This window comes from Vibrio sp. (genome assembly GCF_050299255.1).
Taxonomy (GTDB): domain Bacteria; phylum Pseudomonadota; class Gammaproteobacteria; order Enterobacterales; family Vibrionaceae; genus Vibrio.
Window position 1 is genome coordinate 1 of the sequence record NZ_JBNKVP010000021.1, and the last position, 26091, is coordinate 26091.

Annotated in this window: 25 protein-coding genes; 12 read left to right on the forward strand and 13 right to left on the reverse strand. The window is 49.6% G+C overall.

Features of this window, described 5'->3' with window-relative positions; all coding sequences use genetic code 11:
* The 4 genes from ACQY6F_RS08080 to ACQY6F_RS08095 all read left to right on the forward strand — a co-directional run.
* Window positions 1–662: energy-coupling factor ABC transporter ATP-binding protein (locus tag ACQY6F_RS08080; RefSeq protein ID WP_428773514.1), on the forward strand; the 662-nt coding region annotated here is incomplete at its 5' end.
* Entirely contained in the window at window positions 640–1227 is a 588-nt protein-coding gene (mobA, locus tag ACQY6F_RS08085; RefSeq protein ID WP_428773516.1) for a molybdenum cofactor guanylyltransferase MobA, read from the forward strand. The genes ACQY6F_RS08080 and mobA, both read left to right, overlap by 23 nt.
* Complete coding sequence (locus ACQY6F_RS08090) at window positions 1224–3005, forward strand: bifunctional molybdopterin-guanine dinucleotide biosynthesis adaptor protein MobB/molybdopterin molybdotransferase MoeA (RefSeq protein WP_428773517.1); 1782 nt, start codon at window positions 1224–1226, stop codon at window positions 3003–3005. The genes mobA and ACQY6F_RS08090 overlap by 4 nt, the downstream gene beginning before the upstream one ends.
* Window positions 3006–3059: 54 nt before the next feature.
* On the forward strand, window positions 3060–3320 hold the full coding sequence (locus ACQY6F_RS08095) for a DUF2960 family protein (RefSeq protein WP_428773518.1): 261 nt from the start codon (window positions 3060–3062) through the stop codon (window positions 3318–3320).
* Window positions 3321–3468: 148 nt separating this feature from the next.
* Here ACQY6F_RS08095 and ACQY6F_RS08100 read toward each other — a convergent pair whose 3' ends face one another.
* The gene (locus ACQY6F_RS08100; RefSeq protein WP_428773519.1) at window positions 3469–4545 is read right to left on the reverse strand and encodes a linear amide C-N hydrolase; all 1077 of its coding nucleotides are present in this window, start codon (window positions 4543–4545) and stop codon (window positions 3469–3471) included.
* Between the two features lie 269 nt (window positions 4546–4814).
* On the opposite strand from ACQY6F_RS08100, the gene ACQY6F_RS08105 reads away from it, so the two are divergent.
* Entirely contained in the window at window positions 4815–5681 is an 867-nt protein-coding gene (locus ACQY6F_RS08105) for a LysR family transcriptional regulator (RefSeq protein WP_428773521.1), read from the forward strand.
* A gap of 99 nt (window positions 5682–5780) precedes the next feature.
* Here the strand turns inward: ACQY6F_RS08105 and nagK are convergent, their stop codons facing one another.
* Together nagK and ACQY6F_RS08115 are read right to left on the reverse strand one after the other, a co-directional pair.
* Entirely contained in the window at window positions 5781–6692 is a 912-nt protein-coding gene (gene nagK, locus ACQY6F_RS08110; protein WP_428773522.1) for an N-acetylglucosamine kinase, read from the reverse strand.
* Between the two features lie 195 nt (window positions 6693–6887).
* On the reverse strand, window positions 6888–7568 hold the full coding sequence (locus ACQY6F_RS08115; RefSeq protein ID WP_428773523.1) for a tRNA-uridine aminocarboxypropyltransferase: 681 nt from the start codon (window positions 7566–7568) through the stop codon (window positions 6888–6890).
* A gap of 92 nt (window positions 7569–7660) precedes the next feature.
* Between ACQY6F_RS08115 and ACQY6F_RS08120 the strand changes: the two genes are divergently transcribed.
* Window positions 7661–8449, forward strand: a complete 789-nt coding sequence (locus ACQY6F_RS08120; RefSeq protein ID WP_428773524.1) for a sterol desaturase family protein — start codon at window positions 7661–7663, stop codon at window positions 8447–8449.
* Between the two features lie 25 nt (window positions 8450–8474).
* Here ACQY6F_RS08120 and ACQY6F_RS08125 read toward each other — a convergent pair whose 3' ends face one another.
* Complete coding sequence (locus ACQY6F_RS08125) at window positions 8475–10508, reverse strand: methyl-accepting chemotaxis protein (protein ID WP_428773526.1); 2034 nt, start codon at window positions 10506–10508, stop codon at window positions 8475–8477.
* 94 nt (window positions 10509–10602) lie between these two features.
* On the opposite strand from ACQY6F_RS08125, the gene ACQY6F_RS08130 reads away from it, so the two are divergent.
* The gene (locus ACQY6F_RS08130) at window positions 10603–11109 is read left to right on the forward strand and encodes an NlpC/P60 family protein (RefSeq protein ID WP_428773527.1); all 507 of its coding nucleotides are present in this window, start codon (window positions 10603–10605) and stop codon (window positions 11107–11109) included.
* Window positions 11110–11266: 157 nt separating this feature from the next.
* Here the strand turns inward: ACQY6F_RS08130 and ACQY6F_RS08135 are convergent, their stop codons facing one another.
* A complete protein-coding gene (locus tag ACQY6F_RS08135) occupies window positions 11267–11611 on the reverse strand; it encodes a DUF3802 family protein (RefSeq protein ID WP_428773528.1) in 345 nt (114 codons plus the stop codon).
* Between the two features lie 327 nt (window positions 11612–11938).
* On the opposite strand from ACQY6F_RS08135, the gene ACQY6F_RS08140 reads away from it, so the two are divergent.
* The gene (locus ACQY6F_RS08140; RefSeq protein ID WP_428773530.1) at window positions 11939–12808 is read left to right on the forward strand and encodes a fructosamine kinase family protein; all 870 of its coding nucleotides are present in this window, start codon (window positions 11939–11941) and stop codon (window positions 12806–12808) included.
* 197 nt (window positions 12809–13005) lie between these two features.
* A complete protein-coding gene (locus ACQY6F_RS08145) occupies window positions 13006–13209 on the forward strand; it encodes a CPXCG motif-containing cysteine-rich protein (RefSeq protein ID WP_428773531.1) in 204 nt (67 codons plus the stop codon).
* A gap of 86 nt (window positions 13210–13295) precedes the next feature.
* Here the strand turns inward: ACQY6F_RS08145 and ACQY6F_RS08150 are convergent, their stop codons facing one another.
* The gene (locus tag ACQY6F_RS08150) at window positions 13296–13907 is read right to left on the reverse strand and encodes a riboflavin synthase subunit alpha (protein ID WP_428773532.1); all 612 of its coding nucleotides are present in this window, start codon (window positions 13905–13907) and stop codon (window positions 13296–13298) included.
* Window positions 13908–14036: 129 nt separating this feature from the next.
* On the opposite strand from ACQY6F_RS08150, the gene ACQY6F_RS08155 reads away from it, so the two are divergent.
* Window positions 14037–15407 carry an MATE family efflux transporter gene (locus ACQY6F_RS08155; RefSeq protein WP_428773533.1) on the forward strand — a complete coding sequence of 457 codons (1371 nt, stop codon included), beginning with the start codon at window positions 14037–14039 and terminating at the stop codon, window positions 15405–15407.
* Window positions 15408–15535: 128 nt separating this feature from the next.
* Window positions 15536–15886, forward strand: coding sequence for a DUF2750 domain-containing protein (locus ACQY6F_RS08160; RefSeq protein WP_428773535.1), 351 nt, complete (start codon window positions 15536–15538; stop codon window positions 15884–15886).
* Between the two features lie 107 nt (window positions 15887–15993).
* On the opposite strand, the gene queC is transcribed toward ACQY6F_RS08160, so the two are convergent.
* Together queC and queE are read right to left on the reverse strand one after the other, a co-directional pair.
* On the reverse strand, window positions 15994–16689 hold the full coding sequence (gene queC / locus ACQY6F_RS08165; RefSeq protein WP_428773536.1) for a 7-cyano-7-deazaguanine synthase QueC: 696 nt from the start codon (window positions 16687–16689) through the stop codon (window positions 15994–15996).
* A 10-nt stretch (window positions 16690–16699) separates the two neighbouring features.
* Entirely contained in the window at window positions 16700–17368 is a 669-nt protein-coding gene (gene queE, locus ACQY6F_RS08170) for a 7-carboxy-7-deazaguanine synthase QueE (protein WP_428773538.1), read from the reverse strand.
* A gap of 188 nt (window positions 17369–17556) precedes the next feature.
* Here queE and ACQY6F_RS08175 point away from each other — a divergent pair, with 188 nt between their 5' ends.
* On the forward strand, window positions 17557–18363 hold the full coding sequence (locus ACQY6F_RS08175; protein WP_428773539.1) for a Cof-type HAD-IIB family hydrolase: 807 nt from the start codon (window positions 17557–17559) through the stop codon (window positions 18361–18363).
* Between the two features lie 34 nt (window positions 18364–18397).
* Here ACQY6F_RS08175 and ACQY6F_RS08180 read toward each other — a convergent pair whose 3' ends face one another.
* The 5 genes from ACQY6F_RS08180 to prpC all read right to left on the reverse strand — a co-directional run bounded on the left by ACQY6F_RS08180 (window position 18398) and on the right by prpC (window position 26067).
* The gene (locus tag ACQY6F_RS08180; RefSeq protein ID WP_428773540.1) at window positions 18398–18880 is read right to left on the reverse strand and encodes an N-acetyltransferase family protein; all 483 of its coding nucleotides are present in this window, start codon (window positions 18878–18880) and stop codon (window positions 18398–18400) included.
* A 134-nt stretch (window positions 18881–19014) separates the two neighbouring features.
* A complete protein-coding gene (locus ACQY6F_RS08185) occupies window positions 19015–20892 on the reverse strand; it encodes a propionyl-CoA synthetase (RefSeq protein ID WP_428773541.1) in 1878 nt (625 codons plus the stop codon).
* 26 nt (window positions 20893–20918) lie between these two features.
* A complete protein-coding gene (prpF, locus tag ACQY6F_RS08190; RefSeq protein ID WP_428773543.1) occupies window positions 20919–22112 on the reverse strand; it encodes a 2-methylaconitate cis-trans isomerase PrpF in 1194 nt (397 codons plus the stop codon).
* 11 nt (window positions 22113–22123) lie between these two features.
* A complete protein-coding gene (gene acnD, locus ACQY6F_RS08195) occupies window positions 22124–24715 on the reverse strand; it encodes a Fe/S-dependent 2-methylisocitrate dehydratase AcnD (protein ID WP_428773545.1) in 2592 nt (863 codons plus the stop codon).
* Between the two features lie 224 nt (window positions 24716–24939).
* A complete protein-coding gene (prpC, locus tag ACQY6F_RS08200; protein WP_428773546.1) occupies window positions 24940–26067 on the reverse strand; it encodes a bifunctional 2-methylcitrate synthase/citrate synthase in 1128 nt (375 codons plus the stop codon).
* Window positions 26068–26091: the final 24 nt, after the last annotated feature.

Here is a 26091-nt window from a genome sequence, read left to right on the forward strand (position 1 = left end):
TGTTCCATATTGCGCACCTGTCTATCGGCCCAAACGATGCCATTTACCTGCGGGGAGACAACGGGGTTGGCAAAACAACACTACTGAAAATATTGTCCGGCTTGCTTGTCCCTTCGACGGGCAGGTTACATGCACCTAATGACAGCTGGTTTCATCGCTGCTTTCCTAACCGTGGTCGCAAAGACGTCATCTATCTGCATCAGTCACCTTACCTGTTCGATGGTACCGTGTTCCAAAATGTCGCTTATGGGATCCGATTTCAAAAAGCTTCTTCAAAAGATAAGCGAGCTCAAGCAATTGCCGCTTTACGTATGGTAGGTTTAGAAACACTGGTAGACGAACATGTCTCAGTGTTATCCGGAGGTGAGAAACAACGTGTTGCCATGGCAAGAGCCTGGGTGCTTAAGCCGTCCATCCTGTTAATGGATGAACCGAGTGCTTCGCTGGATCAGGAATCTATCCAACGGCTGGTGATGATGGCGCGTGATCTACTGGACAGAGGCTCAAGCATAGTGATCACCAGTCACCAGCGTAACGCCTTAACGGATATATGTCGTAAACAGTGGTGGATAAAAGATTCGACTTTATTCGAGTCGCCACTACTTCAAGTAATCAAGCAATCAGAACAAGAGAACAATTATGCTTCTTCCAACGCAAACTAGTTGGGTTATTTTGGCTGGCGGCCAAGCCAGTCGTATGGGGGGAAAAGACAAAGGACTTATCGAATTAAATGGTAAACCCCTGGTTCAACATGTCATCGACAGACTGGCTACACAGACAAACAACATCAGCATTAATGCAAACCGAAATCAATCGACCTATGCCAAACTCGCTCCGGTATTTAGCGACCAATTTGAAAATTTTCCCGGCCCTTTAGGCGGCATTCACGCGGGGCTTATGCATGCTACTACTGACTGGGTGGGATTTGTGCCCTGTGATAGCCCGATGATCAACCTTGATCTGGTCGAACGGTTCTGCAACAAGGTAGAGCCGGAAACCGATATCGTGGTAGCACACGACGGTGAACATCAACAGCCGGTGTTTACCCTTTATCACAAACGCGTACTACCAAAGCTCACGGCCTTTTTAGAGCGTGGCGACCGAAAAATCATTTTGCTCTATCATGACTGCGTCACTCGCTATGTCGATTTCAGCGACTCTCCTGACTGCTTTGTTAACCTCAATACACCAGAAGAACTGGCACAATTCGGAACATTAACACCATGACTCGACCTCTTTCCATCCCGCTGCTCGGTTTTGCCGCCTATTCCGGTACAGGAAAAACCACCCTTCTGGAAGCACTATTGCCAAAGTTGACTAAAGCTGGGTTACGCATCGGCATGTTAAAACATGCGCATCACAATTTTGATATCGACCAACCAGGTAAAGACAGCTACCGACTGCGGAAGGCCGGCGCGTCTCAGATGCTGATTGCATCACGTAACCGTTTTGCACTGATGACCGAAACCCCACAGGCCGAAGCAGAGTTTGACTATCTCCTAAGCCGCTTTGATCAAAATGAGTTGGATCTGGTATTGGTCGAAGGCTGTAAAAATATAGCCTTCCCGAAAATCGAGCTGCACCGCGATGAATTGGGCAAACCTTGGCTTTACCCTAATGACAGCAACATTATCGCGATTGCGACCGATGGTGACTCTGTTGATAGCGTTCTGCCGCACCTGAACATTAACGATCTGGATGCCATCGCCAAATTTGTATTGCAGTATGCCGGTGCCAAGTCCAAACAAACAAAACAAGAAAACGCCGTCAGTGCCTGCTGCGATACCCTATCTCCAGCCTTTTTAAGTGTGGAACAGGGTCAACAGAAGATTCTTGAATCGGTACGTGCCCTGGACGAACAGGAAATTTGCGCCATCACTGAAGCCAGAGAGCGCGTGCTGTGTGAAGCAATCAGCTCCCCGGTAAACGTGCCGCAAGACACCAACTCTGCGATGGACGGATATGCGATTCGAGCCGATGATCTGCAGCAAGCGCAGTACAAAATTGTTGCCGAAGTCATGGCCGGACAAGCCTATCCGAAGCCATTGCGGCCCGGTGAAGCGGTAAAAATCATGACAGGCGCACCGACGCCTCCCGGTGAAGTGGCGGTAGTGATGCGTGAACAAGCTAATGAAACTGAAGGCTTTGTTACGTTTAACGGCGCAAAAATCACCGCTGGACAAAACGTGCGCCAGGCTGGTGAAGATCTAAAATATGGCCAGTCGGTATTTGACGCTGGTACGCGAGTTCGTGCAGCAGAAATGGGCATGATCGCATCACTGGGTATGGCGCAGTGCAATGTGTATCGCCGTCTGAAAGTGGCACTGTTTTCCACCGGTGATGAAGTTCAGGCTCCAGGAAGCGAACAAAAACCTAATACTATTTTTGATTCTAACCGTTATACCTTAATGGGGCTGTTACAGAATCTGGGCTGCGAAATTCTCGACTTCGGTATTCTGGAAGACAACCAGCAACGGATCACCGAAGCATTGGAACAAGCCTCTAGCGAAGCTGATATGATCATTACTTCTGGCGGTGTCTCGGTCGGTGATGCAGACTATGTGAAACTGGCCTTAGATACGTTAGGCGAGATTAATTTCTGGCGCATCAGTATGCGTCCTGGACGTCCACTTGCTTTTGGCCAAATTAACGACCGTCCTTTCTTCGGCCTCCCAGGAAATCCGGTCGCGGCCAGCGTGTCCTTTATCAACTTTGTCGAGCCCGCAATTCGTAAGATGCAGGGCGAAATCAACTGGCAACCTTTGAAAGTACAAGCGGTGGCCAGTGAAGATTTGCGCTCTCGCCAGGGCCGAACCGAGTTTAGTCGTGGGATCTACAGCGTGGATCATCAAGGTCGTCTGGTCGTCCAGGCCACAGGTAAACAAGGGTCCGGCATTTTGCGCTCGATGAGTGAAGCCAATTGTCTGATAGAAATTTCACCCGATGTGGACACAATAAAAACCGGCGAAAGCGTGACAATTATTCCCCTTCAAGGCAGAATCTAGCCAAACAAAACAAGGTCAGCGCTGCTGGCCTTTTTTAATCAAAGGTACAAATCTATGGCACGCACCATTATTTATGAATTTAAGGGTGAAGAGAAAGAGCTGACTTTCTCTTATCAACAGTTCCACACTATCCACGAAGCCGTCGCCGCGGAAGAAGGCTTCGATATTTCCGACTATTTGCAAATGGAACAACAGCTAGAGGCTGTTTCCGATACCAAAGCGGTTCGCAACTATCGCGATAATTATTTCGCCAAGCTGGGTTTTGGCAAAATCACTTTAAAACCTAAACAAAACCTTGGTGTAGGCAAAAAATAATCCGTACTGCGCACAAAACATCTCAATTGTTCCTGCAGAGCCGATTTGCATCGCTTGATAATCTCATACTTAGCAATAAAAAATGGCAGGCCCTAAGGCCCAACACTCTTCCCAATAGAGTCGCTCTTTCGAACTCGAGTTTCTGGATTTATTTCCAGGTAATCTCTGTTGCACCTGCGTCCACCTGCTGTTGAATCTCAGCGTGCATAGGTTTGGTAAACACTTTGGTGTCTTCAATGTTAAACGCCACTTCTTTACCGGTCATAACGCTGCGGAACCAGATGTCACCGTTGTCCAGGTTAAACTGCATAGTAAAGAATGACGGATAGTCTTCACCAGTAGCTGGATCTTGCGCACCAAACGGTACCAGTGCAGCAACATCGAAGGTAGATTTCTGACGGCCGACAACTTCTGCGTAGTTCAGACCATCCAGGTCCATGTGCTCAGACAGAGCCAGTAAGCGAGCGTTGCGATCTTTACCACCGATTCCCCATGGAATTTCACTGGCTACTTTAGGATCTTTCAAGTCAAACTTAGCCACGTATGCACGTTGTTCTTCTTGCAGTGGGTCGTTGGTTTTTACTTTCAGATCTGAGCTAGAATCTCCCAGGTGTACATTTTCAACACCACCTTCACCAAGCTGAATTAGCATAATATTGCCGTCTCTATCGACGATAGAGTAATGAAGCGGCGCAGGGGCTTCAAAACCGTTTGGTGCGGATGCCCATGCGATTTGGAATTCTTTGTTATCGAGCGCCAATTTCACTTCAGCCGTGGTGGCATAGTTTTCTGCAATAAAGGTTGGCAGATCCGTAACGTTGACCGCTGGTGCACCATTATCTTTATGCATTTTCAGGTAAGGTTCGCTGTCGTGTTGCGACAGTGCCATTACGCTCAGGCCTTTGTCGTTCACAGTCTGGCCAGACAAGCCGTTAAACGCACCGTGTTCTTCAATAGAAATCGTGTGGTATTTGGTTTGCCATTTGTTGTAAGCGTTTTGGTATTCTTTAACTTCTCCACGCATTTCGCGCACAGTGTTTACCGGAAATACTGATACCTGGCCATCAAATGGGGCTGTACTTACCCAGTCCGCACTGCGAATCAGTAACGTACCGTATTCAGTTTCAGTAACCAAGCGAGAGCATGCGTTAGCACTGGTAGATACACCCACAGCTGAAGTCACAGCCAGAGCAGAGATCAATGTAGTCAAAAGCGATTTTTTCATGTTTAACTCCCACACTATGTGTGTATTGGTGATTTGTTTCGTTGGGAGTAGATTACTGCTTTCGGTCAATTTGAGACTCACAAAAAGTATAACCTTAAGTTTCAGGTTTTTCTTTGTACTGCTAAATCTAAATAACGGTTATTCGGTGCAAATACTGCTTTTGAGGCATAGATGCTCTGGTATTGCCGCCAGGTTGAACCAGATTTACCGCTGTACCTAAATTTGTTTTTCATCTAACCTAAAGTTGTTTAAATGGTGTTGGACCGAAAATGATTATTACCACAGAAAGATTGCGCTATCTGGTCGCGGTAGTGGAATATGGCAATTTCTCAGCCGCAGCTAAACAGCTCGGGGTCAGTACTACGGCTGTAAATAAAGCGATCAGCGCACTCGAATTTGATCTTGAACTGGAATTGTTTGAACGTCACGCAGGTAAACGTCCAGTCTTAACGCAACTCGGTAAGGATCTCTACTTTCAGGCTTTGGATGTGGTTCCCAGATTGCTTAAAATGGAAAAGCAAGCTGAGATGATCCGTCAGGGTATAGACACTAAGCTTACAATCGCCGTTCACCCTTACACGTTCTACCCCAAATACACCGAGTTATTCAGTGAACTGACACAAACGTTCCCCGATGTAGAACTGACTCTGATAGACGCTGAGACAATTAACCCGGACAGCATTAGCTGCGACATCTTTCTAGCACCAACCAGAAACGAGATACTACGGGGTTTTCAATCTGCCGGGATTGATCATATCAACTGGAGAGTGGTTTGTGCGCCGCACCACCCCCTCAGCAAATTTAAAGGTGACGTAGAGTATGAAGATTTGGGTCAGCACCAACAATTGCTGCTCGATAAAGGATTTATAACCAAACCGGAATTTCGTGAAGCGATGCGCTATACCACTCGTGTGATCAATCTTGATCGATTTTACCAGTTGAAGGACCTGCTGTTGTCTGGTGCGGGTTTTGCACTCTACCCGGAAGAACTGGCTAAGCCACTAATCGATCAAGGGTTATTGATAGATCTACAGTTTAACTATGGAAAAATGGACAATACTTGGTTGATAGAGCTGGCATGGAGGCCTGGCATTGGTGCCGCTGGAAACTGGATAATAGAACGTTTAACTGAATAACACCGCTATTACTGTCAACCATATTTAGAACTCGTCATGGCCACAAAAAAGGTTTGCCGAAGCAAACCTTTTCAATCAAAACCAAACTTGTTTTAGCAATTAGTCGCGGATATTCAGGAATGCCGCACCACGAACACCGCCGGAATCGCCGTGTTTGGCTTTGATGATTTTCGGACACTTCGCCACCGACAGCAGGTATTTCGGTACCCGTTTAGGCATCTCTTCATAAATCAGTTCGAAGTTAGACAGTCCGCCACCCAGCGCAACAACATGTGGATCATTAGCGGTGAAGATATTACCAAAACAGATCGCCAGCAGTTCCATGAAACGTTCTACGTGCTCAACGGCTTTCGCTTCACCTTCCTGGTATGCTTTGATGATGTCGATAGCTTTTTTCTGCTCGGCAAAGTAATGCGCATAAATCAGCTCAAAACCACGACCTGATAAGTAGCTGTCCAGACAGCCTTTCTTACCACAGCCACAGCCCAATAGTGGCGCATTTTCGCCAAGGTGGAACCACGCATCGATTGGCAGGCGCATATGCCCTAGCTCACCGGCAACGTGGTTACGGCCAGAGAATACTTTACCTTCATACACCAGGCCACCACCAAAACCGGTACCCAGGATCAGGCCCATTACCGAAGGCTCGTCTTTCAGCTCGTCATCCCACGCTTCAGAAAGTGCAAAACAGTTGGCATCGTTTTCGATCTTCACCGGACGGCCGATTTTAGCTTCTAGATCAGCGCGAAGTGGTTTGCCTTTCGCCGCTGGAACGTTCACTGTCAGCACAGTACCGTCGTCGGCATCTTCCATACCCGGCAGACCCAGGCCGATTTTACCTTCGCAGCCCAGCTCTTGGTCATACTTGGCAACCAGAACTGCGATAGTTTCGACCAACAGCGCATAATCTTCGGTCGGAGTGGCAACACGCTCTGTCGCTACACGTTCTAATTGGTCGTTAAACGCACCAAACTCAATTTTGGTGCCACCCACGTCAAAGCCGTAGTACATGAATTCTCTCCCTAAAAAATAAAACTACAATATAAAAACAAAATTATTCTGCATTATCCATATCGGTTTCAACAGGATCCGTGACCAATCACTTATTTATCAACCAGGCATGTTCAGCTGGCGAAGGCTTGAGCAACCGATAAAGCCTGTTACTCGGTTATCTCTTCTATTCGCAGCTGTTGTAATAGCGGCTGGTCAGCGTTGCCGTTGTGTTTTGCTCAACAGGTAACTTTCCCTAAACAGTTCAAACCAAGCCGAAAGTGAAAGTGCGGTGTTAGTTTCGCCCAGTTCCTCCAATACCAGCGTCGCGACTTCTGCAGTCGCCAGGTGCTGTTCGTCGGCAGACTTACGCATTACGTACTGAGAGACTCGCTCTGGCGCTATAGAGATCACCGGTAAATCGGCAAGATACTCAGAACGACGGAAAATCTTTCTGGCTTCTCGCCAACTGCCGTCTATTAATACCAGCAGCGGCGTTTTGTCGCTATTGCGCCAGGAATGTGGCGCAGCCACTACCCTCTTTTCATTCTCCACATACTGTTTTGGAAACACCACCACAGGTTGATAGCGTGTGTTATTAAGCAGTGCCAACATATCACTATCGGGTTCAGTGCGTTTCCACTGATATACATAGGTCTGCTTTATAGTATCGGCGATCAATCGTCCGGTATTGCTCGGTTTGAAGACTTCGTTTTTGGACACCAGTAGCAGCGCCGCAATATCACAATCAATATCTGGCTGCTGGTGGCAAATGCAGTGTTTTTTCGCCACCTGGCAAAATTGGCAGCGAATGACTTTTGCCCCTCGGGCGACAAACGGTTTGGTCGATTGAGACAACCTTTGCTGGTATAAATGATGGAAAGCGTGAATTCTCATAGTGCGCGCCTTTTTGCAGATGGCAGCGATTGTATCTGCCCGCAGATGAGATTCAAGATGATTCCTTAAATAACCAGTCGAGACTCCACCACATGCCAGCAGCAGAAATGATCCGATTTTCAGTTTTTGTCTTGGTGTTTACCCTGTGCGCGGTTTGGGAATGGCGACGGCCCAGAAAACCGCTCAGCCAAAGCAAAGCGACCCGATGGCTGAACAATATTGGCCTGGTCGGGCTAAACAGTGTCTGCCTTGCGCTAATCATGCCTATGTTGGCGATGGATGCGGCTTTCAATGCTGAGCACAATCAGCTGGGGCTATTTAACACACTGTCGCTGCCGAGCTGGCTGGAAATACTGCTTGCAGTAGTCCTGCTTGATTTTGCAATTTATCTACAGCACGTACTGTTTCATCGCCTGCCTTGGTTATGGCGATTACACCGGGTTCACCATGCCGACCAAGACATTGATGTCACCACCGGTGCGCGTTTTCATCCGATCGAAATTATTCTGTCAATGTGGATCAAAATTGGCCTGGTTGTCGCGCTGGGAATATCACCAATCGCGGTGCTGATTTTTGAAGTGCTACTTAACGCCTGTGCGATGTTTAACCACAGCAATGCATTTCTGCCTCTTAAAGCGGACAAGCTACTGCGAAAAATCATCGTTACGCCTGATATGCACAGAGTCCACCACAGCGTCATCCGAGCAGAAACCGACTCCAATTTCGGCTTCTGCCTGTCCATTTGGGATCGTTGGTTGGGTACCTATCGTGCTCAGCCTAAATATGGTCATCAAGGCGTTAAAATTGGTATTAATCTATTTCGCCGCCCGCGTGAGCAATGGCTGGATAAGTTGCTTACCCAGCCATTCAGAAGCCAGTAAAGTCACGCCCGCAGTAACGAACCAGCTAGACGGCCTCTACCTGATACTTGTGCAGCATGGTCTGCTGGTCTCCGGCAATATCCGCCACTTGCTGTGAGCTTTCCACCATAGCTTCCAGTTGCAGCTTGGTATGATCGCCCTGCTCTGAAATTTGGCTGATGGCGCGGCTAACGTCTGCAGTCGCCCGCTCCTGCTGCTCGGTTGCAACGGTGATTTGCTCAACTCGCAACCGAATATGCGCCACAGCGGTCTCTATCGATTCAAACGTATGTTGAACCTGATCACTGGATTCCAGCGCTGAAGCCATTTCCTGGCGAGATTCTTCTACCGCCTGACGGGACTGTTCAGCCGCTTTAATCAGTAGATTCATCCGGTCGCGGATATTACTGGTATGTTCAGAGGTATCACTGGCCAACTTACGGACTTCATCGGCCACGACGGCAAAGCCTCGACCTTGTTCACCAGCCCTGGCCGCTTCAATGGCAGCATTGAGGGCCAACAGGTTGGTGTTGTCGGCAATGCCTGCGATCAAATCGACCATTTCGCGTATTTGTTTTACCCGCTTGTCTAACTCCTGCATCGACTCTTCATTGGCATCGAGCGAAGATTCCAGTTGCATCAGCCGCTGACGGTTGTGGTCGACAGCCCTTACACCACTAGACGAATGATCCGCCGCATGTTGCGATTCCTGATAGGATTCGTTGGTTACCTGGGCGATTTCTCTGATTGAAGCTTCCAGCTCGGTTACGGTCGTGATCATGGCGGACAAAGCGTCATTTTGTTTTGCCAGGCTGGAGTTGGTGTGCTCTGCGGCATCGTGACTCAGTTCAGCTGTCTGATACAAAGTTTCACAGTTTCGGGTCACCGTTTGAATCGATTCACGTGTTGAGAGAATGACCTGGTTCAACTGCTCTGATACCAGGCACAATTCTTTTGGCCCCAGCGCGTCTACCTGCCGGGTAAAGTCGTGTTCAGTTAACCGGTTAAGATGGCCGCTGATATTGACCAGACCCAGATTGATCCATCGACGCAAAAACAGCCATGACAACATGATAATAAACACCGTAACGGCGCCGCTGAACAGGAGCGTACGGCTTGCCATCGTCATCGTTGATGCCACCACATCCTGGCTCTCGCCTATCAGCTGTTGTGCGGTAGCTGAAATAGTATTGAGCAAACTGATGGTGTAGTTCGCCTGGCTGGCGGCCTGCTGGATCTTCGACTGCTGATCAAGCATCAACTCAAGCCTGACCATTATTTGTTTTAGTACACCATTATCGGCAAACCCCTGTTCAACCATCTGGTACGGCGTTGTTAGGCTGGCAAAATCGGCGACATCCGGATGCCACTCGGAAAAATCGTCATAGGCCAGCTGTATACCCGCCAGACGCGTCGCCATCTCTTTATACTGCTCCGATGCTTTGTCGCGGTCCGTCTGCATCATTAACATCAGGAAGGTGCCTTCCATCGAGCTGGCACTGGCACTAAAACGGTTGGCGGCATCGGTAGATTCCGGGTTGTCTGTTGCCAGAAAAGAGGCAATACGGTTCATTTCCGGTCCGATGGAACTTAGGCCGTAGCGAAACCCGGTAACGGCTTGCTCAATCTCTTTTTGTAGCTTTAAGCGCTGCGACTGCATCGCCAGAATTTCACGGCTTAACGCCTGTAGCTGGTCAATATTGGTCTGCAGTTCTGTTTGTTGCTTATCGCTGATTGCGCCTGGAAACTGGCTGGCATTCTGAAACAATTGCGCGGTCAACTCGCTGCTTTTAGCACTGAGTTCGGCCAGCTGGTTGGTTAATTGCGCCAGTTCCGGCTCATTTTCACTCTGCGCGCCATAACTAAGCCTCTTAACTTGCTCTAGTATATTCTGGGTGAGGGTCGCGTTTGTGCTTGCCATCGGTAATGCTTGCTCGGATAGTGTCGTAAACTGACCTTCAATTCGCTCCAGCGCCGATTCGCTCATCCATGATAACACCACGACCAGTAAAGAGATGGTGATGAAAATACCACTGATAACGTGGATCAGTGATAGTCGGTTTTTCGAAAGTGTGGTCATAATTTGATAACATCTGCCCCAGGTATTAAAGTCCCGAAAAGTGTATGGCAGTTGTATTACAGTTCTATGTCATTGATGCAGGAGGCAAAAGCTAATGAGAGTGTTCCATCCTTTAACCTGTATTGTGGCGGTTATAGCGATCACTGCTTGTTCGTCATCGCAAAACGTGACTAAGAATCCCCCTCCGGCGGTGGCAGTTAAAGAACTGGCCAAACAGGACAACACCGCCCGGCAACTGCTCGAAGTTTATCAGCAATGGCAAGGTACGCCTTATAAACTGGGTGGCAGCTCAATGGCTGGCGTCGATTGCTCTGCGTTTGTTCAGAATGCCTTCCAACAGAGCTTTGCATTAATGCTTCCGCGCACCACAGAACGGCAGGCTAATCTGGGCCAGCAGATTAATTACCAGCAGGCACAAAGTGGTGACTTGGTGTTTTTCAAAACCTCTCGCAAAGTAAGACATGTTGGGATCTATCTTGGTGGCAGGCAATTTATGCACGCCTCTACATCAAAAGGGGTGATCATTTCCAGATTGGACAACCCGTACTGGGCAGACAAGTTCTGGCAGTTTAGGCGTGTAACCACCTTTGCTCTGGACTAGCAATAGAGTTGAGTTTGGAAGTGTTTGATTGCCTCATCAGCAAACAAACAACAGAACTAAGCAGCTTGTCGGTGGTGGAACTGGCGACGTCTAATTACAAACTGAATCTGACGACTTGGTGAGTCTGCATAATAGATTAGTGCCGCCAATACCGCTATTAGTCGTATTTAGCAACAGCAGAATCGAACAGATTCTTAACCAATGCAATGTACTCGTCCATGAAGGCAATTTGTGCATTGGTAGCCGGTTTGGCCCAAACTCCCGCCAGTACCTCTCCCAGATCTTCCACCACTGAGTCCGCTTCCTTCAGCAGTTGAAATCGCACACTGGAATGCAGTTCCGGGTTTTGTTCGAAAATTGCCATGATGTTACTGGCGACCATATCTGTGACTATGTCTTCAACACTTTCTTCGCCGAAGTCACTGTCATGTTTAGCAAATATATCTAGATTGAATGCCAAGTGTTCTATCAGGGCCAAATATCCATCGGTTTCTACAACCACTACTTTCTCCGCCAGGCTATATAAGCCGAAGTTAATTGCCTTCTTAATACTATGCCAATGCGGTGGATAATCACAACTCAACATCCGGTGCAAATGGTTGATTTTCGCCAACTGTCACTGTTTCTTTGAGCTTGGGAGCAAATTTCACCGGCAAAGGTTATTTTTCAGGCTAGAATTTTTGTCATTGTTGTGTAACTCCCGGATATGAGTCACAAATTACTCTAGTTGAAGGCGACCATTATGCTGAAATATTAATCTTCGCTACAGAAATACCTGAATTAATAGCCTAAACTATGGCATAACAACGGGTTACAGATTGGAGCTTCTATGTGGCAAGCGATCACACAACAGTTGTCTGATACACTTATGTTTGAATTTAACCTTGCTGAGAAAAGTAAGATCTCAGGAGGTGAAATCAACCAGTGTTATATGATTAGCGATGGCGAACAGCGTTACTTTGTCAAAGTTAACGAAAAGAACTTTCTGCCCAATTTTGAGATTGAAGCAGAAAATATTCGACTTATGCGAGAATCAGATACCGTGTATGTGCCCGAACTGGTCCACATAGGTCAGAGTAAAGACAACTCCTTCCTGATTCTCAATTACGTTCCGGTTAAAGCTCTGGAAGACGACGAAAACAGTTATCTGTTTGGTCAGCAGCTGGCTCGCCTGCACCTGTGGGGTGATCAAAAAGAGTACGGATTTGATTACGACAACTTTATTGGCGCCACGGTGCAACCAAATAAATGGGAAAGAAAATGGCACCGTTTCTTTGCCGAGCAACGGATTGGCTGGCAATTGCAGCTATTGCAGGAAAAAGGCGTTAACCTGGTCGATATAGAAGACTTTACTAATCTCGCGATGGATATGCTGGGCTCTCACCAACCAAGACCTTCATTACTACACGGCGATCTGTGGCATGGAAATGTCGCCAATTCAGCCTTCGGCCCGATCTGCTATGACCCGGCCTGTTATTGGGGTGATCGCGAATGCGATATCGCTATGACAGAGCTGTTTGGTGGTTTTCAAAAAGCCTTTTATAACGGTTATGAAAGCGTCTATCCGCTCGATAAAGGCTATCAGGACCGCAAGGACCTGTATAACCTGTACCACATGCTGAATCACTGCAATTTATTTGGGGGGCATTACCTTGAACAATCGCAGCAGCTAATCAACCGAATTACTCGTGACGGATAGGCAACTAGTTACATTAATAGCGATAATTTTCAATAGGATATACCCTATATTTACAATACAATCAATAGCGCAGCGTACCTTCTCAAGGTACGCTGTATTTTTATCGGGTCATCTCAAACTTTATACTTAATTTAGGGCTATAACTAACTTAGGCACTTATGATTTGATTATCTCATCAATGACGTAAGGAAAGAGATATGCGCAACTTTACCGAACGAATGGTCACCTGCCCTCACTGTGGGCACTCCATAGGCATTACTCTGGACACATCGAATGGTAGCCAGGATTTCTATGATGATTGTCCTGCTTGTTGTAACGCCATTCACTTACATATGACCGTCAATGAACAATACGATCAGGTAGAACTGATGGTTGACGCGGACGATGAACAAATTTTCTAGTCAAGCGGTTATGCCATGATTGCAAGAGTGCCAGGCAATTTACTATCAATGACCTGGCATTCGAAATCAGATTCGGGCCGAACGCCTTACAGGTTTCGGCTGGCCAGCACTCGCTCTACTGTGTCTACAATAGCCTGGGTTTGAGGGTCAAATTCCACATTGATTTTATCCCCAACCTGACGGCTGCCGAACAGCGTTCGTTGCAACGTTTCCGGGATCAAATGAACACTAAATCGATCGACTTCAACTTCACCAATCGTCAGTGAACATCCGTCCAGGCCGATGTAGCCTTTTGCCAATACGTATTTCATTTTGGCTTCAGGAATCCGGAACCAGATCGTACGGTTATTTTCGCTGTCGATGATCTGGTCGATCTCTGCCGTCAGCGTAATGTGCCCGGACATGTTATGACCACCGATTTCATCACCAAACTTGGCAGCTCGCTCGATGTTGACCCAGTCACCCTGCTTAAGAAGGACCAGATTGGTTAACTTCAGTGTCGCCTGCATTAAATCGAAGCTAACTAGCTCGCCTTCTATTTTGGTTACGGTCAGGCAGCAACCGTTATGTGCCACTGATGCACCAATTTGCAAATTTTCCCGCATAGTTTCATCCATGCGTAATGTGTGGGTTTGGAACTGATCAGCCTTGCTGATCGAGACAATTTCGGCTATTCCTTGGACGATTCCAGTGAACATATGATTTTCCGATATGTTTTATTTGGTTTTCAGTGTGACATTTCTATATCATGCATGACAATACATTTTATTGGCCGTTTTGCCGATATGTGGTCGATTCCACTATGTGGATTTTACATGGAGAAATTGGTGAATCGTTACAAGAAAGAATCCAAAAATCTAGTATCACTAGCAACTCCAGTACTCATCGCCTCAGTGGCTCAAACTGGGATGGGGTTTGTTGATACCGTCATGGCTGGCGGTGTTAGTCCGATAGATATGGCTGCCGTTTCCGTTGCTGCCAGTATCTGGCTACCTTCAATATTGTTTGGTATGGGGCTATTGATGGCCTTAGTGCCAATAGTGGCTCAGCTTAATGGCTCGCTTCGTACGAGTAAGATTCCGTACGAAATCCAGCAAGGCATTTATCTGGCCCTGGTGGTTTCTTTACCGACGATTCTGGTGTTGATGCAAACCCGAACCATTCTGACCTGGATGGATGTTGAATCCCTGTTGGCCAATATCTCAGTCGGATATATGGATGCGGTGATCTACGCGGTCGTTCCTTTCCTGTTATTCCAGGCTTTACGTTCTTTGACCGATGGTATGTCATTAACAAAGCCCGCCATGGTGATTGGATTTATTGGCTTGTTGCTTAATATCCCACTCAACTGGATATTTGTTTACGGTAAGTTTGGCATTACACCTTACGGTGGCATCGGTTGTGGTATCGCTACTGCGATCGTCTATTGGGCGATGTTTTTTATGCTGCTGGGTTACGTTGTCTATGCAAAACGGTTGCAAAAGGTGAAAACCCTTGAGCAATTCTACGCGCCCAACCTGTCTGCGATGATTCGGCTAACTAAACTGGGTTTCCCTGTTGCTGCTGCGCTGTTTTTCGAAGTGTCGATCTTTGCCATTATCGCGCTGCTGATCGCGCCGTTAGGTTCGCTGATCGTCGCCGCTCACCAGGTCGCGATGAACTTCTCGTCGTTGGTATTTATGCTGCCTATGAGCATCGCATCAGCCGTCAGTATCCGGGTTGGTCACCAACTTGGAGAAGAAGACGTCGACGGTGCCGCAATCGCCTCACGAATCGGTTTATTATTCGGCCTTAGCATAGCCAGTGTAACCGCACTACTAACTCTCACGTTCAGAGAATCTATTGCACTGCTGTACACCGATGACGCAGAAGTGATCGCATATGCGGGTCAGCTACTGCTATTTGCCGCGATTTACCAGTGTACCGATGCTGTTCAGGTTATCGCAGCGGGTGCGCTGCGGGGTTATAAAGATATGACGGCGATATTCAACCGTACCTTTATCGCGTACTGGTTACTTGGTCTGCCGTCTGGCTATATCCTGGCCAATACCAATTGGTTTGGTGAGCCACTGGGAGCTTCCGGGTTCTGGATCGGCCTGATTGTGGGCTTATCTTCTGCCGCGCTGATGCTCTATGTCCGACTGCGCTGGATGCACCATCAGGACGAAAATATACAGCTGGAATTTGCCAGTAAATAGCGGTAGTAAACCGCTGAAGGCAAAAAATAATTGATACCGAAAAGGTCAGCCTGGAGCTGACCTTTTTGTTTAGCCTTTCGTGCTAAAATGATACTCTTAGACGGAATTTTATGACTGAGAGTATTTCCATGAGCAATTTAACTGCAGACGTTGAAGCAAACCTGGCCCTTTTCGTTGAAGAATCAAAACAAACCGGACTGGTTTGGGGATTAAAAAACGATGAGGGATGGCTTTCTTGCGAGTCTACTGAGTTCGCAGACACTGAAGTAATGCCATTCTGGTCTGCCAAAACTGATGCTCTGCTGCACAACGTTGAAGAGTGGCAGGATTTTGAAGTGCTGGAAATCCCACTGGATATTTTCGTCGAAGACTGGTTGATCACCCTGGACGAAGATGGCGTGCTGATCGGTACCAACTGGAATGCTGAACTGGATGGCAAAGAAGTTGAACCGTCAGAACTGGCTAAAATGTATCTGTAAGGTTCCGAGGGCGTGACACGCGCTTTGCAGCCCTATGGCCGGACACAAAAAAACCAACGCTTGTCGCGTTGGTTTTTTGCTATTTAAGCCGGATTTGGTGAGCCGGTTTATTCGGTGCCCTGCTGCTTGCGCACCAGTTCTGCCATCACCTCTTCTCGATTACTGAGATAGTCATTCAAACCGGCCCGGCGTAGGTCGCATGACGGGCAATCGCCGCAGCCATCACCGATAATGCCGTTATAGCAAGTCAGGGTATGGTGGCGAACCAGATCCAGCGCCTGATACTGGTCAGCCAGCGCCCAGGTTTCCGCTTTGTTCAGCCACATTAGCGGAGTCACGATATCCAATGGTCGATCCATCCCTTTCTCCAGCGCGCTGTTCATCGCCTGAACAAACTCGTTGCGGCAATCCGGATAACCAGAGAAGTCCGTTTCACACACACCGGTAATCACGCTTTGGGCGCCGATTTGATAGGCATAAATGCCCGCCAGAGTGAGAAACAGAATATTGCGGCCCGGCACAAACGAATTTGGCAGCCCATTTTCCTGCAACTCATGTGAGACCGGAATGTCATCACGGGTCAGAGAGCTGATCGCCAGTTCATTCAGTAGACCGACATCCATCACTTTATGCGCTGTCACGCCCAGTTGCACGGCCAGCTTCTGCGCCACTTCAATTTCCAGTTTATGTCGCTGACCATAGTCAAATGTGATCGCATGAACTTCGTCATACTGCTTAAGAGCCTGGACCAGGCAGGTGGTTGAATCCTGACCGCCGCTAAATACGACTACCGCTTTTTTCATCATCATTTCCTTAGGCAATACTGAGATATTTGTGAGTCTGGATAGAGAGGCGCCAGTTTCTTGCAATGCAGGTCTCAATGCACAGCTCAGTAGCGCGTGGTTTCTGGCTAATTGGCTGCAGCGCGATCACGGTATCTGCCGCCACTTCCGCCCTGGCAAGCAGTTCATCCAGCTGTGCAATGTCTTTTTCTGTCGCGACCGGATGTTTGATTTCGTTGGCCCGTTGCAGCGCATCGTCAAGTACCGGCAATTTACCTTTCATCGCCACTTTTGGTGACACTGTCACCCAGGTTTTATCACTGGTTTGTACTGGATAGGTACCACTGGTTTCTATCTGAATCCGGCAGCCTATCTGTTCAAAGGCCGTGGCTAGCGGCAGCAAATCATAAATGCAGGGCTCACCACCAGTAATTACTATGTGCTTGGCATTAAAGCCCTGAGCGTTGTACTGTTCTACAAGTTGTTCTGCAGTTGCCTGACACCAGGTTGGGTGATCACCTTTTTTCGCCAGTACGTCTATGATGTCGATCTGGTCAGCGGCTTCAGCATGCCAGGTCTGCTTGGTATCACACCAGGCACAACCTACCGGGCACTCCTGCAGACGAATAAACACTGCCGGTACGCCGGTGAATACACCTTCACCCTGAATAGTTTCAAACATCTCGTTAACTTTATACAACTTTCTCGCCTCTTGTTTCACGACCATGACGCTGACTTTTGGTCATATTTTCGAAATGACTCTGTCACCCTGAAAAGACCGGAGGCAGACCATAAATGACTCGACTGCCAAGGTCAACAAAATCATAAATTGAACAATAGTGATGACTCTTATAATCTTAGATCTTTCAAACCCTCAGGAAGTATTGTATGTACAAACTTATCGCCCTCGATCTTGACGGAACCCTGTTACGCAGTGACAAGACCATTTCGCCGCGAACGCAGCAAGCTCTGTCACAAGCTCGCGCACAAGGGGTGAAAGTTGTTCTGGCTTCCGGACGCCCACCGCAGGGGATGTATCCGTTTTTGCAGCAACTCGAAATTGAAGGCGACAATGAATTTTTGGTCAGCTTTAACGGCTCCTGGGTTACCGAACTGGTTTCGCACAGCCTGGTGCACCGCAGTATTGTTGACGGTCAAACCGCTAAAATGGTGGCAAAACTGGCCCAGGAAACCGGTTTGGATTGCCACGCTTTTAGTGAAACGCTTGGATTGATCACGCCGAAACTGAGCCGCTATACCGACGTGGAATGCCGGCTCAACGGCTTGACCGCCACTGAAATGGATTTTGCCCAGCTGGACGATGACCATCCGGTGATTAAAGCCATGATCGTGGGTGAACCTTCGCTGCTGACGCCGATTCGTACCCAACTTCCGGCTCATATCCATCAGCAGTACGCGGTTGTACAAAGCGCACCGTTTTTCCTCGAGTTTCTCAACCCTGCCAGTAGCAAAGGCGCGGCGATAGAATCGATTTGCCAACGGCTAGGCATTGCGGCAGAGCACACCATCTGCATTGGTGATGCGCAAAACGACCACGCTATGATTGAATTTGCCGGACTCGGCGTTGCCATGGCCAACGGTATGGAAGAGACCCGTCAGCTGGCCGATATGGTCACCGACAGCAACGACGATGACGGTGTGGCGAAAATTATCGAGCAGTTTTTGTTACGCTAATGGCAACCGCACTGGTTTGTGAAACGCCGCTGGATTACCTGGAACCGGCGGCTTTGCGTAACCAGTGGATATGCGGCTCGAAACCCAGCTGATGATATAAGCTTTGCGCCGATTCGTTGAAGTGCCACACCTCGACAAATATCTGCTCAACCCCATAGTCGATAAACGTCTGCTCCAACTTTTGACACAAACGTTTTGCCACCCCTTTCTGCCGGTATTCCGGCCTGATATACAACTCATCAATGCTGCCCATCGGTAGTGGCTTACTGACGCTAGAGGTCAATTCACAAAAATGACCGGTGATCATACCCACTAGCTGGTCTTCGTCGCGAGCGACAAAAACCAGGCATTCGGGGTCATCCAGATAACGGGCGATACTCTTTTCCTGTTCAACCTCTTCTGCGGTTTTAAAAAATTGTGGTGAGTTAAGGTGATGTTCATGATGCAGGTCGTACATCAGTTGGTTTAGGAGCTCGAGATCGTCATATCGGGCGGCAGTAATAGTTATCGCGTTCATAAGCCGGATCAGTTAAAAGTACTTAAGCTAGTTTGATGACTGTTTCGCTGAATAGCAATAAAAAAGCAGCCCCATTGCTGGGGCTGAAAGTTCACAAGACTCAAGAGCATAATTTTAATTTCAGCGCTGAAGCATTATTCATGGTGCAGCACTTTTTCAATTTCAGACAAGCTGGTTGGATCGTCGATGGTAGACGGAACTGTGTACTGCTCGCCGTCTGCAATCTGGCGTATGACCCGTCGCAGTATCTTGCCTGAGCGTGTTTTCGGCAGTCGCTCTACTACTAACGCCTGTTTAAAGCATGCCACCGCACCGATCTCGTTACGTACTTTGCCTACCAGTTCCGCTTCCAGCTGTTCCATGTCGACTTTAACGCCATCTTTCAACACCACCAGACCCAGTGGCAGCTGGCCTTTCAGTTCATCGTGGATGCCGACAACCGCGCACTCAGCTATCGCCGGGTGACCACCAACAATCTCTTCCATTTCACCGGTAGAGAGCCTGTGTCCTGCTACGTTAATCACATCGTCGATTCGGCCCATGATAAACAGGTAACCTTCATCATCGAGATAGCCGCCATCGCCAGATACGTAATAGCCTGGGAACTGGCTGAGGTAGCCGGTTTCAAACCGGTCATGGTTGCGCCACACCGTTGGTAAGCAGCTTGGTGGTAGTGGCCGTTTTAGCGCCACGTACCCCTGCTGGTTGGCTGGCATTTGTTCACCCAACTCGTCCAGGATTTCCACCTGATAACCAGGGATTGGCATGGTCGCCGAACCGGCTTTAACCGGCAGCATTTCCAGACCGGTCGGGTTGCCCGCAATTGCCCAGCCGGTTTCGGTTTGCCACCAGTGGTCGATCACCGGTTTGCCGGTTTGGCTGGTGACCCATTCCAAAGTAGGCGGATCTAAGCGCTCACCGGCCATGAATATGGTATCCAGCTTGCTCAGGTCATAGCGACGGATCTGCTCCCCTTCAGGATCTTGCTTTTTGATCGCCCGAAAAGCCGTCGGAGCAGAAAACAGTGCATTGACACCATATTCTTCACACACACGCCAGAACGCACCAGGATCGGGTGTGCCAACTGGTTTGCCTTCAAACATGATGGTAGTGCAACCGTGCAGCAGCGGCGCATAAACAATATACGAGTGACCCACTACACAGCCCACATCGGATGCCGCCCAGAACACGCCATCCTGCGGCATGTTATAGATGGTCGACATCGAATATTTCAGTGCTACCGCATGACCACCATTATCGCGTACCACGCCCTTAGGTTTGCCTGTGGTGCCCGAGGTGTACAGGATGTATAGCGGATCGGTCGCCAGTACCGGCACACACGCATGAGGCAAAGCATTAAGCTCGGCCCGCTTCCAGTCAATGTCGCGCTCGGTCATTTCCGCTTCGCATTGCGGGCGCTGGAACACAAACACTTTTTCCGGTTTCCAGCGGCTGTCCATGATGGCACGGTCAACCAGAGGTTTGTAGGCCAGTACCTTGTTGACTTCGATACCACATGAGGCCGTCATGACTACCTTAGGTTCCGCGTCTTCAATACGCACGGCCAGCTCATTCGGTGCAAAGCCACCGAACACCACTGAGTGAATGGCACCAAGCCTTGCACAGGCCAGCATGGCGACAGCCGCTTCCGGGATCATCGGCATATAAATCACCACCCGGTCGCCCTTGGTTACCCCTTGTTCTGCCAGCATTCCGGCCACTTTTGCCACCCGGTCACGCAACTGGCGATAGCTGTAAATGTGTTTGCTGTTGGTGACAGGCGAATCGTAGATCAGTGCGATCTTCTCGCCACGGCCTTGTTCACAGTGGTAGTCCAGGGCCAGCCATGAGGTGTTTAACAGGCCATCCGGGTACCAGCGTTCAATCCCGTTCTCATCATTTTGTAAAATGGTTTTTGGTGCTTCAAACCAATCAATCTTGTCAGCCTGCGCTTTCCAGAATCCTTCCGGATCGGTTTGCGCCCATTGATATTGTTCTTGATATGCAGACATGTTGCTTCCTCCAGTATGTGCTGACATTACTCGATAGTTTCGCGTGGGACTCTGACCCAGCCTTCCATTAGAATGCGAGCGCTGCGACTCATAATGGCTTTCTCAACTACCCAGCCCTGATCCGCTTGTTTAGCTTCTGCACCCACTTTTAACGTACCGGACGGATGCCCGAACGTGACGGTTTGTTTATTGCCACCACCGGCAGCAAGGTTGACCAATGTACCCGGGACGCATGCCGCAGAGGCAATCGCCACCGCTGCCGTCCCCATCATGGCGTGATGCAATTTGCCCATCGACAGTGCCCTGACCAGTACATCAACTTCGTCTGCGCTAACGGTTTTACCGCTGGACGACTGATAGCTTTTCGGTTGGGAAACAAAGGCAATTTTTGGCGTATGCTGACGGCTTTCTGCTTCTTCGAGTTGCTTGATAAGCCCCATCTTCAGTGCGCCGTAGGCACGAATGGTTTCAAACATTTCCAATGCCTTGGCATCGCTGTTGATGTCATCCTGCAGTTCCGTGCCCTGATAACCAATCGCCTGCGCATCGACAAAAATAGTCGGGATGCCGGCGTTGATCAGCGTGGCATTGAAGGTGCCCACTCCGGGCACTTCCAGATCGTCGACCAGATTTCCGGTTGGGAACATTGAGCCTTCACCATCGGCCGGGTCCATAAAATCGACCTGAATTTCCGCCGCCGGGAAAGTCACCCCATCCAGTTCAAAATCACCGGTCTCCTGCACCAGGCCATCTCTGATCGGCACATGCACCACGATGGTTTTGCCGATATTGACCTGCCAGACACGCACGATTGCGATCCCGTTGTGCGGAATTTTGTCTGCATCGACCAAGCCGCGGTGAACCGCAAACGGGCCGACCGCGGCCGACAGATTGCCGCAGTTACCGCTCCAGTCGACAAACGGTTTATCTATCGAGACCTGACCAAACAAATAGTCCACATCATGATCCGGCCGGCGGCTTTTCGACACGATCACCGTTTTACTGGTGCTGGATGTCGCTCCGCCCATGCCATCTATCTGTTTCGCATAAGGATCCGGGCTGCCGATCACCCGCAGCAGCAGCTTGTCGCGTGCCTCGCCAGCAGTTTGAGCCGCTGGCGGCAGATCCGCCAGGTTAAAAAACACCCCTTTACTGGTGCCGCCACGCATATAGGTGGCCGGCACTTTTATCTGTGAGGCTTTTGCAGTTGAAACTGTCATAATCAGCTCCCTTACTGCGCCAGGAAGTCTTGAGCAAAGCGTTGTAACACACCGCCTGCCTTATATACTTCCAGTTCATCTTTGGTGTCGAGACGGCACAATACCGGCACATCCAGTTTTTCTCCGTTTTTACGGGTGATCACCAGCGCTAAATCACCTCCCGGAGTGATCTCACCGGCTACGTCGTACAACTCAGTGCCATCGAGTTCCAGCGTCTGGCGATTCACGCCAGGTTTAAACTGCAGCGGCAATACGCCCATACCGACCAGGTTAGTCCGGTGAATACGTTCAAAGCCTTCTGCGACGATGGCTTCGACACCGGCTAAGCGAACCCCTTTCGCTGCCCAGTCTCTGGACGAGCCCTGACCATAATCGGCCCCGGCCACCACGATCAACGGCTGCTTGCGATTCATATAGGTTTCGATCGCTTCCCACATCCGGGTGACTCGGCCTTCCGGCTCAATCCGGGTAAGTGAGCCCTGCACCACTTCGCCATCCTTTTTGACCATTTCATTGAACAGTTTCGGGTTAGCCAGAGTGGCGCGCTGCGCCGTTAGGTGATCGCCGCGGTGAGTCGCGTACGAGTTAAAGTCTTCTTCCGGCAGGCCCATCTTAGCCAGGTATTCACCGGCAGCGCTGGAAGCAAGAATTGCATTAGACGGAGACAGGTGGTCGGTGGTGATGTTGTCACCCAACACGGCCAGTGGACGCATCCCTTTCAGAGCCCGCTCGCCGGCCAATGCCCCTTCCCAATATGGCGGACGGCGAATATAGGTACTCATCGGACGCCAGTCATACAGTGGGTTGCTGGATTTTTCCTGGTCACCCAGTTTGAACATCTGGATATAAACCTGGTTAAACTGCGATGGTTTAACATAGCTCGCCATTACCGCATCGATCTCTTCATCACTTGGCCAGAGATCATTGAGGTAGATTGGCTTGCCGTCGGCATCTTCACCCAGCGCATCACGTTCAATGTCGAAGCGGATAGTACCGGCCAGCGCATACGCCACCACCAGCGGCGGAGAAGCCAGGAATGCCTGTTTGGCATAGGGGTGAATACGACCATCAAAGTTCCGGTTGCCCGACAGTACTGCGGTAGCATAGAGATCGCGGTCGATGATTTCCTGCTGAATTGCCGGATCGAGGGCGCCACTCATACCATTACAGGTGGTACAGGCGTAAGCCACGATACCAAAGCCCAGCTGTTCCAGTTCCGGCAACAGTCCTGCTTCTTCAAGATACAGTTTGGCCACTTTTGAGCCCGGTGCGAAGGAGGATTTCACCCAGGGTTTGCGCGTTAAACCGAGTTGGTTGGCTTTCTTCGCCAGCAGGCCGGCTGCAATAACATTGCGCGGGTTACTGGTATTGGTACATGACGTGATGGCGGCGATGATCACTGCGCCGTCAGGCAATTCGCCTTCTTTTTGTTGCCACACTCCGGCAATGCCACGCTGGGCGAGCTCAGAGGTAGGCAGGCGGCGATGCGGGTTCGACGGACCGGCCATGTTTCTTTCGACTTTGGACAGGTCAAATTCCAGCACCCGTTCATACACAGCAGTGTCTAAATCATCGGCCCATAGGCCGGTCTGCCTGGCGTAGCGCTCAACCAGATCAACCTGTTTGTCTTCACGGCCAGTCAATTTCAGATAGTTGATGGTCTGTTCGTCGATGTAGAACATCCCAGCCGACGCGCCATATTCCGGCGTCATGTTCGAGATGGTAGCACGGTCACCGATAGTGAGATCTTTCGCCCCTTCGCCAAAGAATTCCAGATAAGACGACACTACCCGTTCGTTACGCAGGAACTCGGTAATGGCCAGCACGATATCGGTAGCCGTGATACCCGGCTGACGTTTACCAATCAGTTTCACCCCAACGATATCCGGCAGGCGCATCATCGAAGGACGGCCCAGCATCACGGTTTCGGCTTCCAGACCACCGACACCGATGGCGATTACGCCCAGCGAGTCGACGTGAGGAGTATGACTGTCGGTGCCGACACAAGTATCCGGGTAGGCGACACCGTCTTTGGCCTGCACCACCGGAGACATTTTTTCCAGGTTAATCTGGTGCATGATGCCGTTACCGGCCGGGATGACACTGACGTTTTCAAAGGCAGTCTTACACCACTCGATAAAGTGGAAACGGTCTTCGTTACGGCGATCTTCTATCGCACGGTTTTTCTCAAACGCATCCGGTTCAAATCCGGCGTGTTCAACCGCCAGTGAGTGGTCAACGATCAGTTGGGTTTCAACCACCGGGTTCACTTTAGCCGGGTCGCCGCCCTGCTCTGCAATGGCATCGCGCAGACCGGCCAGATCAACCAGAGCGGTCTGGCCGAGAATGTCATGACAAACGACACGCGCAGGATACCAGGGAAAATCCAGATCCCGTTTACGCTCAATAATCTGTTTCAGGCTATCGGTCAGGGTGTCTGGTGAGCAGCGACGTACCAGCTGTTCTGCTAACACGCGCGAGGTGTAAGGAAGGGTTTCGTAAGCTCCAGGTGAGATCGCATTCACCGCTTCACGGGTATCGAAATAATCAAGATCGGTACCAGGCAGCGGTTTGCGATACTGGCTGTTCATTTTTATGCTCATAACTTCCATCTTATTCTTGATGGCGTTCAGCCCTGTGGCCGGGCTTTGATCTCTCTCGGCTTGGCCTAGCCAGTGTGCATCACTGTGAAACAACTACATTGGTCTTAATCATTGGCGCTTATTGTTCTCAACGTCACTTTCAACCGATACATTTCTCAGTGTGACCATGGTTAGCTCTGAACGCTCTAGTCTTGTTAAAACCTGATTAGCGGCAAACCCGCCAATCAGCGCTCTTCAATTGGCAACCATTCTTGATGATCCGGTCCTACATAATCCGCACTTGGACGAATAATCCGATTATTGGCGCGCTGCTCGTACACGTGCGCAGCCCAACCTGTTAAACGACTCATCACGAAAATCGGTGTGAACAGCTTGGTCGGAATATCCATAAAGTGATAAGCCGACGCGTGGAAGAAGTCTGCGTTACAGAACAGGTTTTTCTCCCGCTTCATCACCGCTTCTACCCGCTCAGATACCGCATAAAGATGAGTATCGCCCACCGCTTCAGACAACTCTTTCGACCAACGCTTGATCAGGGCATTACGCGGGTCGCTTTCTCGGTAGATGGCGTGGCCAAAGCCCATGATTTTTTCTTTGTTAGCCAGCATCTTAAGGATGTTTTCTTCCGCTTCATCCGGTGTTTTCCAGTCCTGGATCATTTCCATGGCGGCTTCATTGGCACCGCCATGCAGTGGACCGCGCAGGGTACCGATGGCGCCGGTAATACAGGAGTGAATGTCCGACAGCGTTGAGGCGCAGACACGGGCGGTAAAGGTAGAGGCATTGAACTCGTGCTCCGCGTACAGGATCAAAGAACAGTGCATCACTTTTTTGTGCAACTCGCTCGGCGTTTTGCCCGTCAGCATTTTCAGGAAGTAGCCACCGGTACAATCTTCGTTACGATCTTCGGTGTCGATACGTACGCCGTCATGGCTGTAGCGATACCAGTAGCAGATAATGGCCGGGAACAGGGCCAGCATGCGCTCGGTCGCCTGCTGCTGTTGGCTGAAGTCCTGCTCCTGTTCCAGGTTGCCCAACATTGAACAACCGGTACGCATTACATCCATCGGATGGGCATCAGCCGGGATCAGCTCCAGGGCGGATTTAAGTTCTTGAGGCAGACCGCGCTGACTCATTAGCAAAGTCTTGTAGGCGTCCAGTTCCGCTTGGTCGGGTAAGTGACCGCGTAACAGCAGGTGGGCGACTTCTTCGAACTGAGCATTGTTGGCTAGATCAGTGATGTCATAGCCACGATACGTTAACCCCGTTCCAGTTTTTCCGACCGTACACAATGCAGTGCTACCAGCGCTTTGACCACGTAGGCCAGCTCCGCCTAACTCTTTAGAAGGCATAATGAACTCCTTTTCTGGCTTAGC